General features: G+C 71.8%; 16 protein-coding genes. 6 read left to right on the forward strand and 10 right to left on the reverse strand.

From position 1 onward, the window contains the following. Positions 1 to 6: 6 nt before the first annotated feature. On the reverse strand, positions 7 to 858 hold the full coding sequence (locus tag MJ604_RS09995; protein WP_243058195.1) for a DUF2785 domain-containing protein: 852 nt from the start codon (positions 856 to 858) through the stop codon (positions 7 to 9). A gap of 75 nt (positions 859 to 933) precedes the next feature. On the opposite strand from MJ604_RS09995, the gene MJ604_RS10000 reads away from it, so the two are divergent. Further along, positions 934 to 2,400: a PAS domain-containing sensor histidine kinase gene (locus MJ604_RS10000; protein ID WP_279235750.1), complete on the forward strand. Its 1,467-nt coding sequence runs from the start codon at positions 934 to 936 to the stop codon at positions 2,398 to 2,400. Between the two features lie 22 nt (positions 2,401 to 2,422). Here MJ604_RS10000 and MJ604_RS10005 read toward each other — a convergent pair whose 3' ends face one another. Next, the gene (locus MJ604_RS10005) at positions 2,423 to 2,674 is read right to left on the reverse strand and encodes a WhiB family transcriptional regulator (protein WP_243058197.1); all 252 of its coding nucleotides are present in this window, start codon (positions 2,672 to 2,674) and stop codon (positions 2,423 to 2,425) included. Positions 2,675 to 2,902: 228 nt separating this feature from the next. Between MJ604_RS10005 and MJ604_RS10010 the strand changes: the two genes are divergently transcribed. Next, on the forward strand, positions 2,903 to 3,301 hold the full coding sequence (locus MJ604_RS10010; RefSeq protein WP_243058198.1) for a hypothetical protein: 399 nt from the start codon (positions 2,903 to 2,905) through the stop codon (positions 3,299 to 3,301). Here MJ604_RS10010 and MJ604_RS10015 read toward each other — a convergent pair. The 7 genes from MJ604_RS10015 to sodN all read right to left on the reverse strand — a co-directional run bounded on the left by MJ604_RS10015 (position 3,298) and on the right by sodN (position 9,881). Next, a complete protein-coding gene (locus MJ604_RS10015; protein WP_243058199.1) occupies positions 3,298 to 4,113 on the reverse strand; it encodes an RNA polymerase sigma factor SigF in 816 nt (271 codons plus the stop codon). The genes MJ604_RS10010 and MJ604_RS10015 overlap by 4 nt on opposite strands. A gap of 1 nt (position 4,114) precedes the next feature. Then, on the reverse strand, positions 4,115 to 4,519 hold the full coding sequence (locus MJ604_RS10020) for an anti-sigma factor (protein WP_243058200.1): 405 nt from the start codon (positions 4,517 to 4,519) through the stop codon (positions 4,115 to 4,117). A 70-nt stretch (positions 4,520 to 4,589) separates the two neighbouring features. Then, positions 4,590 to 4,808 (reverse strand): DUF6752 domain-containing protein, encoded by a 219-nt coding sequence (locus MJ604_RS10025; RefSeq protein ID WP_243058201.1) that lies wholly within the window; start codon positions 4,806 to 4,808, stop codon positions 4,590 to 4,592. Positions 4,809 to 4,828: 20 nt separating this feature from the next. Next, positions 4,829 to 6,376, reverse strand: a complete 1,548-nt coding sequence (locus MJ604_RS24230; RefSeq protein ID WP_243058202.1) for a bifunctional 2-polyprenyl-6-hydroxyphenol methylase/3-demethylubiquinol 3-O-methyltransferase UbiG — start codon at positions 6,374 to 6,376, stop codon at positions 4,829 to 4,831. 11 nt (positions 6,377 to 6,387) lie between these two features. Beyond that, complete coding sequence (locus MJ604_RS10035) at positions 6,388 to 7,110, reverse strand: bifunctional 2-polyprenyl-6-hydroxyphenol methylase/3-demethylubiquinol 3-O-methyltransferase UbiG (RefSeq protein WP_243058203.1); 723 nt, start codon at positions 7,108 to 7,110, stop codon at positions 6,388 to 6,390. A gap of 65 nt (positions 7,111 to 7,175) precedes the next feature. Then, on the reverse strand, positions 7,176 to 9,323 hold the full coding sequence (locus tag MJ604_RS10040) for an acyltransferase family protein (RefSeq protein WP_243058204.1): 2,148 nt from the start codon (positions 9,321 to 9,323) through the stop codon (positions 7,176 to 7,178). A gap of 156 nt (positions 9,324 to 9,479) precedes the next feature. Then, on the reverse strand, positions 9,480 to 9,881 hold the full coding sequence (sodN, locus tag MJ604_RS10045) for a superoxide dismutase, Ni (RefSeq protein WP_243058205.1): 402 nt from the start codon (positions 9,879 to 9,881) through the stop codon (positions 9,480 to 9,482). Between sodN and MJ604_RS10050 the strand changes: the two genes are divergently transcribed. The 4 genes from MJ604_RS10050 (at position 9,880) to MJ604_RS10065 (ending at position 13,253) form a co-directional block, all read left to right on the forward strand. Further along, the gene (locus tag MJ604_RS10050; RefSeq protein WP_279235681.1) at positions 9,880 to 10,248 is read left to right on the forward strand and encodes a S24/S26 family peptidase; all 369 of its coding nucleotides are present in this window, start codon (positions 9,880 to 9,882) and stop codon (positions 10,246 to 10,248) included. The two genes, sodN and MJ604_RS10050, sit on opposite strands and share 2 nt — an antisense overlap. Before the next feature lie 122 nt (positions 10,249 to 10,370). Continuing rightward, positions 10,371 to 11,546, forward strand: coding sequence for an NADP-dependent malic enzyme (locus tag MJ604_RS10055; RefSeq protein WP_243058207.1), 1,176 nt, complete (start codon positions 10,371 to 10,373; stop codon positions 11,544 to 11,546). Between the two features lie 55 nt (positions 11,547 to 11,601). Beyond that, the gene (locus MJ604_RS10060; protein WP_243058208.1) at positions 11,602 to 12,570 is read left to right on the forward strand and encodes a zinc-binding dehydrogenase; all 969 of its coding nucleotides are present in this window, start codon (positions 11,602 to 11,604) and stop codon (positions 12,568 to 12,570) included. Continuing rightward, a complete protein-coding gene (locus tag MJ604_RS10065) occupies positions 12,570 to 13,253 on the forward strand; it encodes an SDR family oxidoreductase (protein WP_243058209.1) in 684 nt (227 codons plus the stop codon). The genes MJ604_RS10060 and MJ604_RS10065 overlap by 1 nt, the downstream gene beginning before the upstream one ends. 154 nt (positions 13,254 to 13,407) lie before the next feature. Here MJ604_RS10065 and MJ604_RS10070 read toward each other — a convergent pair whose 3' ends face one another. Further along, positions 13,408 to 14,025 (reverse strand): TetR family transcriptional regulator, encoded by a 618-nt coding sequence (locus MJ604_RS10070; protein WP_243058210.1) that lies wholly within the window; start codon positions 14,023 to 14,025, stop codon positions 13,408 to 13,410. Between the last annotated feature and the right edge of the window lie 3 nt (positions 14,026 to 14,028).

The following is a 14,028-nucleotide window of genomic DNA, read 5'->3' on the forward strand; positions in this document are numbered from 1 at the left end:
CGCAGGTTACTCACCCGTAGGGCGGAGGAAGGCGGCGTTCGACGACTTCAGCGCGTCGACCACGACCAGGAGCAGGTCCGAGCGCATCTGCGGCGGCTGCGAGCCGAGCGAGAGCTGGAGGTAGAGCGCCCGCAGGAAGGCCTCGGCGTTCCCGCCGGCGAGGTACGGGTCGCGCTCGTCGTACGACGCCCGGGTGCTCGCGGACGCGGCGAGCCGGGCGATCCACGGCTCCAGCACCCGCAGCGGCACCACGTTGCGTCGCAGCACGGCCATCGTGGCGTGCGCGAGCCGGTCCGGCTCGCCGCTGGTGAACAGCTGGTCGACCGGCAGCAGCACCCGGTCGGCGACGACGTCGAGGATCACCGTCAGCTCGGGCGTCGCCAGGTGCGGGGAGCCGGCGAGGGTCGCCAGCGTGTCCGCGCCATGGGCCACCGCGTGCGCCCAGCCCTTGCCGGGCACGAACCCGCGCAGGTCGCGCTCGCGCAGCAGCCAGGTCGACAGCCGGTCGCCCCACTCGAGGATCTTGCCGCCCGGCAGCAGCGGACGCCGGTTGTCGCGGGCGATGCACTCGCCGAGCACCAGCGCCGAGAAGCTGCGGCGGAACACGGTGTCGGTGCCCTGCTCGCCGAGGCCGATCCCGAGGCCGATCGCCATCCCGTCGCCGAGCCCGGCGAGGAGGTCGTCGTACACGCCGCGGTCGACCCAGGTCGTCAGCGTCGGGTACGCCGTCCCGTCGCGCTTGGCGGGGTCCGGGTCACCCAGCATCCGGGTCAGCTCGGCCGTCAGGTCGTCGAGCGGGCGGTCCGTCGGGACCGCCAGTCCGTCTGCGTGCACCTGCTGCCAGTACGCCCCGGACATGGCCCCAGCATGCCAAATGCTGCCCACGTGTCCAGAAGGGGAGGGTCAGCACCTAGCCTTGCGAGCGTGCCGACGATGACCGACCTGGTGCGCAGCCACACGGATCTGGACGACGAGGACGTCGCCTGGCTGCAGCTGCTCCAGGCGGACTGGCAGATCATCGCCGACCTGTCGTTCGCGGACCTGGTGCTGTGGCTCCCGGACCGTGAGGGCAAGGGCTTCTGGGCGGCCGGGCAGATGCGGCCGACGACCGGGCCGACGGCGTACGTCGACGACGTCCTGGGCACGTTCGTGCCGATCGGACGCCGGCCGCTGATCGACGCGGCGTACCTCCAGGGCCGGCTGGTCCGCGAGGGCGACCCCGAGTGGCGCGACGACGTGCCGGTGCGCGTCGAGACGATCCCCGTGCGCCGGGCCGGGCGGATCATCGCCGTCGTCGCGCGCAACACGAACCTGCTCGGGGTGCGCACCCCGAGCCGCCTGGAGCTGTCGTACCTCCAGACCGCCGCGGACCTGACCCAGATGATCGCCCACGGGCACTTCCCGGCGGCCGGGCAGCGCAGCGACCACGCGGACACGCCCCGGGTGGGCGACGGCTTCCTGCGCGTCGACAACGTCGGGCGAGTCGTCTACGCGAGCCCGAACGCGCTCTCGGTCTACCGGCGCCTCGGCCTCTCCGGTGACCTGGCCGGCCTGTCGCTGGCCGAGCTGACGCGCGACCTGGTCCCGCCGCGGCGCCGGCCGGACGAGGAGACGCTGAGCGCGGTGCTGGGCGGCCGCGCGCACCGCGACACCGAGATCGGGACCGACACGGTCTCGCTGATCGTGCGCTCGATCCCGCTGCGGCCCGCCGGCGACCACATCGGCGCGCTGATCCTGGTCCGCGACGTCACCGACCTGCGCCGCCGCGACCGGGAGCTGGTCACCAAGGACGCGACGATCCGCGAGATCCACCACCGGGTGAAGAACAACCTCCAGACGGTCGCCGCGCTGCTACGGCTCCAGGCGCGCCGGATGGACTCCGAGAGCGCCCGGCTGGCGCTGGAGGAGGCGGTCCGTCGGGTCGGCTCGATCGCGCTCGTGCACGAGATGCTCAGCCAGTCGGTCGGCGAGCGCGTCGACTTCGACGAGATCGTGGACCCGCTGGGCCGGATGGTCACCGACGTGAGCGACCAGGGCGGCCGGATCCGGGTACGCCGCGACGGCGCGTTCGGCGAGCTGCCCTCGGAGTCGGCGACCGCGCTGGCGATGGTCCTCACCGAGCTGCTGCAGAACGCCGTCGAGCACGGCTACGACCCGGGCGAGCCCGAGCTGGCCGGCGAGATCGTGCTGACCGTGCGCCGGATCGTCGGCCGGCTGCACGTGACCGTCGACGACGACGGCAAGGGGCTGCCCGAGGGCTTCGACCTGGACGGGTCGACGAACCTGGGCCTCTCGATCGTCCGCACGCTCGTGGAGTCGGAGCTGGGCGGCCAGCTGGAGCTGGGCCCGGTGCCGTCAGGGGCGGGGACCCGAGCCGCCCTCGACGTACCGATCGACTAGATCAGCCCGGGATCAGCCGGGATCAGGCGGTGCGGACCCGCGAGCGGGCGTTGCGGCGCTTGAGGGCGCGACGCTCGTCCTCGCCGAGCCCGCCCCACACGCCGTGGTCCTGGCCAGCCTCGAGCGCCCACGCGAGGCACTGCTCGCGCACCTCGCAGCGTCGGCACACCTGCTTGGCCTCCTCGATCTGGAGGATGGCCGGACCGGTGTTGCCGATCGGGAAGAACAGTTCCGGGTCCTCGTCGAGGCACGCAGAACGGTGGCGCCAATCCATGGCTGGGGAATCCCTCTTTCCTACACTTGCGCGGGCAGATCAGGGTCGAATGAAGACCTGCGTTGGAGCTAGATGGCGCCCCGAAGTGGACTCATTCACGAGCGCTCACCAAGCCTCGCAACTATTGGACCGTTAAACAACCCTTTCGATGGTTCTGTTCGTCACAGAGGTTACCGACGGGTTACCGCCCGGTGACCTGGCTCTTCTGGTCTCTTCTAGGCTCCATCCGTGACCGTACGCCCCCTCGACAACCCGGCCCCGCTCGTCGTGGCCGCCTCGCTGACCGCCGTCGAGGGGCTCGTGCTCCTCGGGTACGCCGTGCTCGAGCTGGCCAGCATCTCCTCCGACCGGCTGGCCGTCGCGCTCACGACCTCGGTGTTCTTCGCGGTGTACGGCGCCCTGCTGCTGGCCGCGGCGTGGGCACTGACCCATCGCCAGTCCTGGGCCCGCAGCCCCGTCGTGCTCGCCCAGCTGATCCAGCTCGGCGTGGCGTGGAGCTTCCGGGGCGGGGAGACGACCGCCGTGGCGGTCGCGACCGCCCTGGTCGCGGTCGTGGTGCTGATCGGGCTGTTCGTGCCGGCCAGCATCGCCGCGCTCTCGGACGAGTCGGGTGACGAGCCGGTCTAGCGCGACTCCTCCTCCATCGCGGCGCGCAGCTGCTCCAGGGTGCGGTTGAGCAGCCGGGAGACGTGCATCTGGGAGACGCCGATCTCCTCGGCGATCTGCGACTGGGTCATGTTCTTGAAGAACCGGAGCAGCAGGATCTTCTTCTCCCGCGGCTCGAGGCGGTCGAGCAGCGGCTTGATCGACTCCCGGATCTCGACGTGCTCCAGACCCTCGTCGTCCATCCCGATCGCGTCGAGCATGGTGGCCGTGCTGTCGTCGCCGTTGTCGGTCGCGTCGAGCGACAACGTGGAGTAGGCGTTGCTCGACTCGATGCCCTCGACGATCTCCTCGACCGAGCAGCCGATCGCCTCGGCGAGCTCGCGCGGCGTGGGGGAGCGGCCCAGCGACTGGGTGAGCTCGGCGGTCGCCGAGCCGATCTGCATGCGCAGCTCCTGGAGCCGGCGCGGCACCCGGATCGCCCAGCCCTTGTCGCGGAAGTAGCGCTTGATCTCGCCGATGATCGTCGGGGTCGCGTACGTCGAGAACTCGACGCCGCGCTCGGTGTCGAAGCGGTCGACGGACTTGATCAGGCCGATCGTGCCGACCTGGACGAGGTCCTCGAGCGGCTCGCCGCGGTTGCGGAAGCGCCGGGCGCAGTGCTCGACCAGCGGCAGGTGCAGGTGCACCAGCGCGTCGCGGGCGGCGTCGCGGCTCGCCTCGGAGGCGCCCTCGTCGCGGAAGACCGAGAACAGCTCCGCGCTGCGGGCGCGGGTCAGCTCGACGCCGGTGAGCCCGTCCGGATCGTCGTCCACATCACCCTTCAGCAGTGACATCTCAGCGACCGTCGGTCTGGCCGGGCGCCATGGTGACGCTGACCGTGAACCGACCGTTGCTGCTGTCCGCGGACGCGTCGGTGGCCAGGGTCGCCAGGACCGTCCACGCGAAGCTGTCGTAGCGCGGGTCGACCGGTGCGTCGACCTCCACCCCGACGCTGACCGTCAGGGAGCCCGGGCTCATGAAGAACTGGCACGTCAGGTCGGCGTCCCCGGCCGCGGCGGGCAGCACCATCGCGCTGGCCTCGCTGACCGCGATCCGCAGGTCCTCGATGTCGTCGATCGGGAAGTCCAGGCGCGCGGCCAGGCCCGCCGTCGTGGTCCGCAGCACCGACGCGTAAGCGCTGTCGGCGGGGACCCGCAGCTCGACGTCGGCGCGTCGGCCGTCCTGACCGATCGATGTCATGGGTTCCGTCCTTGAGGGGCTCGGGGTGGGGTGCCGGGAAACAGTATCCGTACCCGGCTCCCGGTCGCCCCTAACTGCCCGGCGAGCCGCTGGGCGCCTTCGCCTCGTCCAGGCGGACGAGGGCCGCGCGCAGCAGCGCGTCGTCCCGGTCGACCGCCGGGACCAGCACCTCGGTGACGACGTCGATGAGGTCGGAGAGGCGTTGGTTGAGCCGCCGCGTCTCCTGGATCTCCAGCTCGAGCTCCACGACGCGGCGCCGCAACGACACCGGTCCCAGGCGCAGCTTCACCTGACGTCGATCGGACCTGTTCATGACCACCTCACTACGAGACGACAGATGCGTGGGTTCTCGCCGTCGAACGGCGCCAGCCCCTTCCCGACCTCGCGGTGCAGGACGGTGCCGCCGGCCGCCTCGATCTCGGCGACGACCTGCTTCGGGTCGAGCAGCGTGCGGTAGTGGAAGGGGAACGCGCGGGCGCGCAGCGTTCCCTGCCACGTGCGGAACTCGAGGTACGTCGTACCGCCGCGACGCTGGACCATCCGGGCCCAGCGCCAGAACGTCTGCCGGGTGTCGGGCTCGATGGCGTCGAGCAGGAAGCGGGCGTAGACCACCTCGGCCCGCCGGGGTGCGTGCGCGAGACGCGCGCCGGTGGTCAGCGCGGAGTGGAGGTCGTTGAGGTTCAGCCAGGTCGGGCGGACCCGGACGCCCTGCTGCCCGGCGAGCCTGCGGCTGAGCTGCAGCGCCCGCGGGCTCCCGTCGAGCGCGGTGACGCGGTGGCCCTGCTGCGCGAAGAACACCGCGTCGCGACCGTTGCCGCAGCCGACGTCCAGCACGCGCTGGTCGGGCTCGAGCCGGTCGGCGACCCAGGTCGCGAACGGGCTCGGCGTGGTGGGCACCCGGTCCAGCGCCCGGGAGATGTAGAAGTCGCCCCAGTACCGGAGGTGCTTGCGGTTGTTGCGCAGCCACCCGTTGAGCCGGCGGACCGTCGCGCGGGTCGGCTCGAACTCGAACGCCGGGTCGGGGACCTGCCAGTTCGGCCCGTACGTCGTCTCCAGGAGCGCCTCGGGCAGGGCCGGCGCGGTGATGCTGCGTCCCTCGAGCGAGACCTTGCCTGCAGGCAGCAGCGCGGAGCGCGGCAGGTCGCCGGCGACGGACGGGACCATGTAGAACCGGTCGTCCACGTGGAACGCCGCGAAGACGTCGATGCCGACCCGGCGGCCGCCGCCGGGGCGGGTCCAGATCTTGAAGTCACCGGCCGACATCCGGGTGATCCGCCAGCCGAGCGACCTCATGGTCTCCGCGGCCCGCCGGTTCTCGCGGATGACGTCGAACGGGTGGGTGTGCCGGCTCAGGTACGACACGTCCGCGTCGCAGTCGTGGCCGATGACGTGCCCGTCGCGGACCGCGCCGAGCAGGCAGCCGAAGGACAGGAACGCGTCGAGCCCGCAGGCCTCGCGCAGGTCGTGCAGCACCTGCTCGACCGAGTCGAGGACGTCCGAGGTCAGGTCGTCGTCAGTCCTGTCGAACATGCGCTGGAGGTGGCCGGCCTTGTCGACGGCGACCGGGTGCCCGCTCTCGTCGACGACGCTGACCGGCCCGGCGCCGGCGCCGAACGCGACCTGTTGCCGGTGCACGGTCTCGCCGCTCGCGTGGCGCACCAGGCTGACGTCGGCCACCCCGTCCAGGTACGGCGCGAGAGCCGTGGGCCAGGGGACCGGGCGCAGGCCGAACCGGGGCCGCTCGCGCTGCGGGTTGAACGACCACACGCGCTCGCCGGCGATCTTCACGTCGACGACGTCCCGGACGCCCGCGGGCACGCGGATGCCGTGACTACTCACCGCGAAGCGGTGGCGCACGGCGGCTCCGCTCAGTGCCGGCCCTCGGGGAAGTGGGCGACGATCCGGGCGACGTGCGGGTCCTCGGTCTTGTAGACCGCAAGCCCGCAGCCCTCCTCGCGGTAGGTCACCGCTCCGCCGAGGTCCTCGATCTCGAGCTCGACGACCATCGGGTCGATGAACTGGCGGAAGTGGTCGTCACCGAACAGGTGCTCCTGCCCGAGGTCCTTGCCGGTGCGGAACTCCAGGAACAGCTCGCCCCCGCCGCCGCGCAGCACGCTCGCGGCCAGCCGGATCAGGTTGGCCCGGCCGGCGTCCTCCAGGGAGTGCACCAGGAACCGGCCGTACACGGCGCGGACGGCGGGGGTCGCGGTGAGCGTTGCCGCGACGCGGGTGACCGCCTCGTCGTCGTACAGGTCGAGGAGGGCGAACTCCGAGCTCAGCCCGCGCGACCGCGCGAGCGCGTTGCCGTTCGCGACCGCGGACTCCGCGAAGTCGAAGCCATGCACCTGGCGGCCGGTGCGGGCGAAGTAGAGCGAGTCGCGCGCGGTCCCGAAGCCGATCTCGACGACCTCGTGGCCGGCGGGCAGCTGCTGGTCGACCCACTCGGCGAACGCCGACGGCTCCTCGGGCACGCGGTCGCGGTCGGCTCCGGCGTAGAAGCCGTTCCAGTAGTCGTGGTGCCGCGGCGCGGTGGTGGGGACGATGGTCGGCTCCTCTGAACAGTGATCGAACTGTTGAACAATATCTCCCAACTTACTCGACTTTGATGACGACGTGCCGGAAATGAGAATCGACCCGCACCGGGACGGCAGGTGGACTAGGACGGCAGGTCGAGGCGGCGCTGCAGTGCGTCGGTGACGGTGAGGGCGTACGTCTCGGTGATGTGCTGGCGGTCCTGGAACACCACGGTCCCGTCGACGGCCATCGGGCAACGGAGGTCGGCGCAGACCAGCCGGGTGGTCCTGATGAACCGCGCCGCCGTTCCGCGCAGTCCCAGCTCCGTGCGGTCGTTGATGTCCTGGGTGCTCTGGCTCAGCGGGACCGTGCACGAGGCCATGGTGGCGTCGTGCTTCGACAGGCACTCGGCCGGGCTGTCCGGGAGGACGACGGTGTCGCCGAGGAACCTGACCTCGTCGGTGACCGTCGCGAGCTCCCCGACCAGGCGACCCACGCCGTCCTGCCACGCGTCCATCGCCGCCGCCTCGTCGAGCACGGTCTCGTGGTCCTCGGCCAGGAACGAGTAGACGGTCTGCGTGGCCGAGCCGACCACGACCACGGTCGGGTCGAGAGCCCGCACCTGGTCGAGGGCCCAGTCGCGCCACTCGTCGCACTGGCGGTAGAACCCGCCCATGTCGCGGTCGTGGATCGCGATGTCGACCGGGCTGCAGCCGAACTTGATGATCGGTACGACCTGGAACCCGGCGCGTTGCCCGATCCGGTCCAGCGCCGGGAGCCACATGTTGGCGTGCGAGTCGCCCAGCAGCACGATCGATCGCGTCGCCGACGGGTCGCCGACCGGGCAGATCGCGCTGCTGCTGTCGTCGGGCTGCGCCGCGCACCTGCGATCGCCGTCCCAGCGGTCGTCGGCGATGGCGGTGAGGTCCTGGGCCAACGGGAACGGCAGCGGTGAGTCGAGGGTCGCCCGGTCCAGCGCCTCGGCGACGCTGTTGTGGGCCACGCTCGTGGTGCGGGGCACGCGCTCGCTCGCCGGCACCAGCGACAGGTCGACGTCACGGTAGCCGGCCGCAGCGGCTTCCTGCTCCTGCTGGATCTGCGCCGTCGTCCAGACGCTGCAGGCCAGGACGACTCCGGCTGCTGCCGGCCAGAGGAGCAGGGTGCGCCGCGGCCGCAGGCGGAGCAGGCGGGCGTGGCGGACCGGGTTCTCGACGGCGTGGTAGGTCGCGACCGCGGCCGCCAGGGCGACCGCCACCACGACCAGGCTCTCGACCAGGCTCAGGCGGTGCCCGGCGTACGCCGCCGCCAGGACGAGCATCGGCCAGTGCCAGAGGTAGAGGGAGTACGACACGTCGCCGAGCCCGCGCAGCGGACGCACGCCGAGGACGCGGGCGGCCCCGGCGGGTGCCCCGCTCGCGCCGGCGACCAGCACCAGGGCGGTGCCGAGGACCGGCAGCAGTGCCGTCCAGCCGGGGAACGCGGTCCGGGCGTCGTAGCCGACCGCGGCCGCGACGATGGCGCCGAGGCCGATCCAGCCCAAGGCGGCGCCGACGCGACGGTGGACCCGCGTCAGCGCGTGGCCGAACAGGGCGAGCAGGGCTCCGACGCCGAGCTCCCAGCCCCGCGCGAAGGTCGAGAAGTAGGCGCTGACGGGCGCGTCGCTGGTCAGGTGGATCGACCACGCGAGCGAGGCCAGGCAGAGGGCGGCGACGATCGCGGTGAGGACGGGAACCCGCCGGCGCACCGACTGGAGCCCGCCGGCGCCGAGCGTGAGCACCAGGATCAGCAGCACGGGCCAGACGAGGTAGAACTGCTCCTCGACCGCGAGCGACCAGAAGTGCTGGACCGGCGACGGCGGCAGGTCCGCCGAGAAGTAGTCGGTGCCCTGGTCGCCGAAGTGGATGTTGGCGGCGAAGAACGCCGACCAGAGCACGTCCTTCCGGATCAGCTCGGCCCGCACGAACGACACGATGAGCGTCGCCGCGACGGCGGTGGTGACCAGGACGACGGTGGCCGCGGGCAGGATCCGTCGCGCCCGTTTCGCGTAGAAGCCGACCAACGACACCCGGCCGGTGACCGTGGCCTCGCGCAGCAGGATCGAGCTGATGAGGTAGCCCGACAGCACGAAGAAGACGTCGACGCCGACGTAGCCGCCCGCGAGCCCGGGCACGCCGGCGTGGTCCAGGACGACCAGCAGGACCGCCAGGCCGCGCAGCCCTTGGATGTCGGCGCGTTCGACGAGCTGGGGCAGGGGTGGGCGTGCCGTTCCAGCCCCCGAGGGCATGCGCATGCTCCGGACTGTAACCCGCGGGTCGGGCCAGGCTTGGAAACGACGAACGACCCGCCCGTTCCTGGGCGGGTCGTTCGGTGGAGCTTGCTCAAGCCTTCTTCGCGGTCGCGACTTCGTTTCGGCGCGAGGTGTGGGACGAAGAAGGGCGTGACGAAGTCACGCCTTCTTCGTCTCCCAGAAGATCTCCGCGATCTCGTCGATCTTCGCGAGCAGCTCGTCGGCCTTCGCGGCGTCGAGCTCACCCTTCGTGCCGGAGGCGCCGGCGAGCTTGGTGGCCTCGTTCACGAGGGTGTGCAGCTGGGGGTACTTCTCGAAGTGCGGCGGCTTGAAGTAGTCGGTCCACAGCACCCACAGGTGGTGCTTGACGAGCTCCGAGCGCTGCTCCTTGATCAGGATGGCGCGGGTGCGGAAGTCGGGGTCGTCGTTGTCCGCGACCTTGCCGATGAGGGCCTTGATCGACTCGGCCTCGATCCGGGCCTGCGCGGGGTCGTAGACGCCGCAGGGAAGGTCGCAGTGAGCGGAAACCTCGAGGGTGGGGGCGAACAGTCGCGCGAACATGCGGGTCCTCTCGTCTTCGGTTGTCTTTCGTGCTGCTGCGACACTACTCCGCGTGGCGACGTGGGGCTTCGCGGTGGTCGGTGGTCGGTCGATGCTCCCGGTCCTGCGCCCCGGCGACCGGCTGCTGGTGTCGTACCGCCGCGCGGTGGAGGAGGGCGACCTGGTGGTCGCCCGGCTCGCCGACGGCACGGTCGCGGTGAAGCGGGCGGTCGAGCGACGTACGACGGCGTCGGGCCGCCCGGCGTGGTGGCTGCTGAGCGAGAACCCGGACGAGGGCGTTGACTCGCGGCACCGCGGGCCGGTGCCCGCGGACGACGTGATGGCAGTCACGCTGGCCAGGGTCTGGCCGCGCCCCCGCAAGCTCTGACCCTGTGCCAGACTGCCGATGAGGGAGACCCCCTGCGGTCCGTCGATCGAATCCGCGCACCACCCCGCGCCCCGATCCGGACCCCTCTTCGCGCACGCTCTCACCCTTGGAAAGCACCCTCCATGTCTGCTCCTCATCCTCATTCCGGCGACCCCGTCTTCGACCTGCACGTCGGAGGCAAGATGGCCGTCGCCGCCACCGTCCCGCTGTCCGGCCGCGACGACCTCTCGCTCGCCTACACCCCGGGTGTCGCCCGGGTGTGCGAGGCGATCGCCGCGGACCCGTCCATGACGCAGCACTACACCTGGGTACCGAACACCGTCGCGGTCGTCAGCGACGGCACCGCGGTGCTCGGGCTCGGCGACATCGGCCCGGCCGCGGCGATGCCGGTGATGGAGGGCAAGGCCGTGCTGTTCAAGCAGTTCGGCGGCGTCGACGCGATCCCGATCTGCATCGACACCACCGACGTCGAGGAGATCATCGAGACCGTCGCCCGGCTGGCGCCGAGCTTCGGCGGCATCAACCTCGAGGACATCTCCGCGCCGCGCTGCTTCGAGATCGAGGACCGGCTCAAGGCGCTGCTCGACATCCCGGTCTTCCACGACGACCAGCACGGCACCGCGGTGGTCGCGCTCGCCGCGCTCTGGAACGCCCTCAAGCTCACCGGCCGCGACGCCGCCACGACGCGGGTCGTGATCTCCGGCGCCGGTGCCGCCGGCGTCGCGATCGCCAAGATCCTGCTCGGCGCGGGCATCGCGGACCTCGCGGTCACCGACCGCAAGGGCGTCGTCCACTCCGGCCGCCACGACCTCACCCCGGTCAAGCGCGAGCTGGCCGAGATGACCGCGGACAAGACCGGCCGGACCGGCACCCTGGCCGACGTGCTCGACGGTGCGGACGTCTACCTCGGCGTCTCCGGTGGCACGGTGCCCGAGGAGGACGTGGCGCGGATGGCCCCGGACGCGATCATCTTCGCGATGGCGAACCCCAACCCGGAGGTCCACCCGGAGGTCGCCCACCGGCACGCTCGCGTGGTCGCCACCGGCCGGTCGGACTTCCCGAACCAGATCAACAACGTGCTGGCGTTCCCCGGGATCTTCCGCGGCGCGTTCGACGTGCACGCCAGTGCGATCACCGAGGGCATGAAGCTCGCCGCGGCCCAGGCGCTCGCCGACCTGGTCGGCGACGACCTGGCCGAGGACATGGTGATCCCGTCGCCGTTCGACCCGCGGGTCGGGCCGGCGGTGGCTGCTGCTGTGGCGGACGCCGCACGGCGGGACGGAGTGGCGCGGCTCTGACGGTGGTGTGGAGGCTCGCTCCGCTCGCACCACGACCACCGGTAGGTTCGGTCGCATGTTCGCCGTCTACGCCGACAGCTTCTCCAAGGACGACCCGCTCGCCGGGCTGCAGGTAGGGGAGCGCCCCGACCCCGACGTGCCCGACGGGTGGACGACCGTCACGGTCAAGGCCGCCTCGCTGAACCACCACGACCTGTTCTCCTTGCGCGGCGTCGGCCTGCGGGAGGAGGCGCTGCCGATGATCCTCGGCTGCGACGCCGCGGGGTACGACGAGGACGGCAACGAGGTCGTCGTGCACGCGGTGATCAGCGACCCGGCGTGGTCCGGCGACGAGACGTTCGACCCGAAGCGGTCGCTGCTCTCCGAGCGCTACCAGGGCACGTTCGCCGACAAGGTCGCCGTACCCCGCTCGAACGTCGTGCCGAAGCCCGCGTCGCTGTCGTTCGAGGAGGCCGCATGCCTCCCGACCGCGTGGCTGACGGCGTACCGGATGCTGTTCACCCGCGGCGAGCTCAAGGCCGGCGAGACCGTGCTGGTGCAGGGCGCCGGCGGCGGTGTCGCGACGGCCGCGATCATCCTCGGCCGCGCGGCCGGGCTGCGGGTGCTGGCGACCAGCCGCGACGAGACGAAGCGTGCTCGCGCGCTGGAGATCGGCGCCCACGAGGTGTTCGAGTCGGGCGCCCGGCTGCCGGTGAAGGTCGACGCGGTCATGGAGACGGTCGGCAAGGCGACCTGGTCGCACTCGATCCGCGCGCTGCGTCCGGGCGGACGGATCGTGACCTCGGGCACGACGTCCGGCCCGAACCTCGACGACGCCGAGCTCACCCGGATCTTCTTCCTCCAGCTCAGCGTGATCGGCTCGACCATGGGCACCCGCGGCGAGCTGGCCTCCCTCGTGTCCCTGCTCGACGCGACCGGTGCGCGGCCGCTGGTCGACCGCACGGTCCCGATGACGGAGGCCCGCGAGGGCTTCGCCGCGATGCTCGACGGCGAGCAGTTCGGCAAGATCGTGTTCACCCGCTGATGGCCCAGCACTCGGCCACCCACCTGGTCACCGGCGCCGGGTCGGGCATCGGCGCGATCGTCGCCGAGCGGCTGCACGCGCGCGGCGACCGGCTGGTGCTGCTCGCGCGGTCCCAGGAGCGGTCGGCCGAGCTGGCCGCGCGGTTCCCCGGGGCCCTGGTGCTGGTCGCCGACCTCGCCTGGCCCGAGTCCGTCGAGTCGCTGACCCTGCCCGACGGGCTCGACTCCGTCGTGCACTCCGCCGGCGTCGTCGAGCTCGGCACGGTCGGTGAGCTGTCGATCGACGACTGGGCGACCCAGCTGCGGGTCAACCTGGTCGCGCCCGCCGCGCTGACCCGGGTTGCGCTGCCCGCCCTCCGCGCTGCCCGCGGCACCGTCGTGTTCGTGAACTCCGGCGCCGGCCTCGCGGCACACCCGGGCTGGTCGGCGTACGCCGCCTCGAAGCACGGGCTCAAGGCGCTCGCCGACTCCCTGCGCGGCGAGGAGCCGGCACTCCGCGTGACCACCGTCTACCCGGGCCGCACCGGCACCCCGATGCAGGCCAAGGTGCACGAGCAGGAGGGCAAGGAGTACGACGCCGCCGCGTGGATCCGTCCCGAGACCGTCGCGGACGCGATCCTGCACGTCCTCGACCTGCCGCGCGACGCGACGATCCCGGACGTGACGGTGCGGCCGACGGCGTAGCCGACCGCCGTAGCCGACCGCCGCAGGTTCACCGCCGCAGGTTCACCATGTTATGTCGGTGATCCGTCACTTCTCATGGCGTGCAGACCATGTGAAGTGCAGGTTCGCCTGCATCACATGGTGAAGCAGCGACGGAGGCGCCCACGGACCAAGGTCACGGCTTCGAGCGCCAGTTCAGCGCGCCGATCAGCACCATCCGCAGCTGGGTGCGCGCCTGCTCGACGAGCTCCTTCTCCGCGTCGGGGCGACCGGCAGCGCCGAGGATCGCCTCGGCGGTGGAGACCATCGCGGTCACGATGAGGTTCGAGAGCACGCGCAGGTCCTCGCCGGACCAGGCGTCGGTGCCGGGCAGCTTGGCCAGGTCGGTGGCGAGCTCGCGCTCGAACAGCTCGATCTGGTGACCGATCGCCTCGCGCACGGCCGGGGGACCGGCGGCGCGCTCGCGGGCGATGAACAGGAAGTGTGCGCGGTCCTGGTGCACGTGCGCGACCAGCACGGAGACCGAGCGGTCGACGACGTCGGAGAGCGCCGGGTCGCCGCGGCGCAGGTCGCGCATCATCGTGCGCAGCGACACGAACGACTCGTCGACCAGGGCCAGCCCGAGCGCCTCGATCGAGTCGAAGTGCCGGTAGAACGCGGTCGGCACGATGCCGACCTCCTTGGCGACCTGCCGCAGCGACAGCACCGCCAGCGTGCTCTCGTCCGACAGCTCGAGCGCCGCGTCGAGGATCGCGCGCCGGGTGCGCTCCTTCTGCTCGACGCGGGTGCTCATGCG

Origin of the sequence: Nocardioides sp. SR21, from assembly GCF_022761125.1 — a bacterium.
GTDB lineage: Bacteria > Actinomycetota > Actinomycetes > Propionibacteriales > Nocardioidaceae > Nocardioides.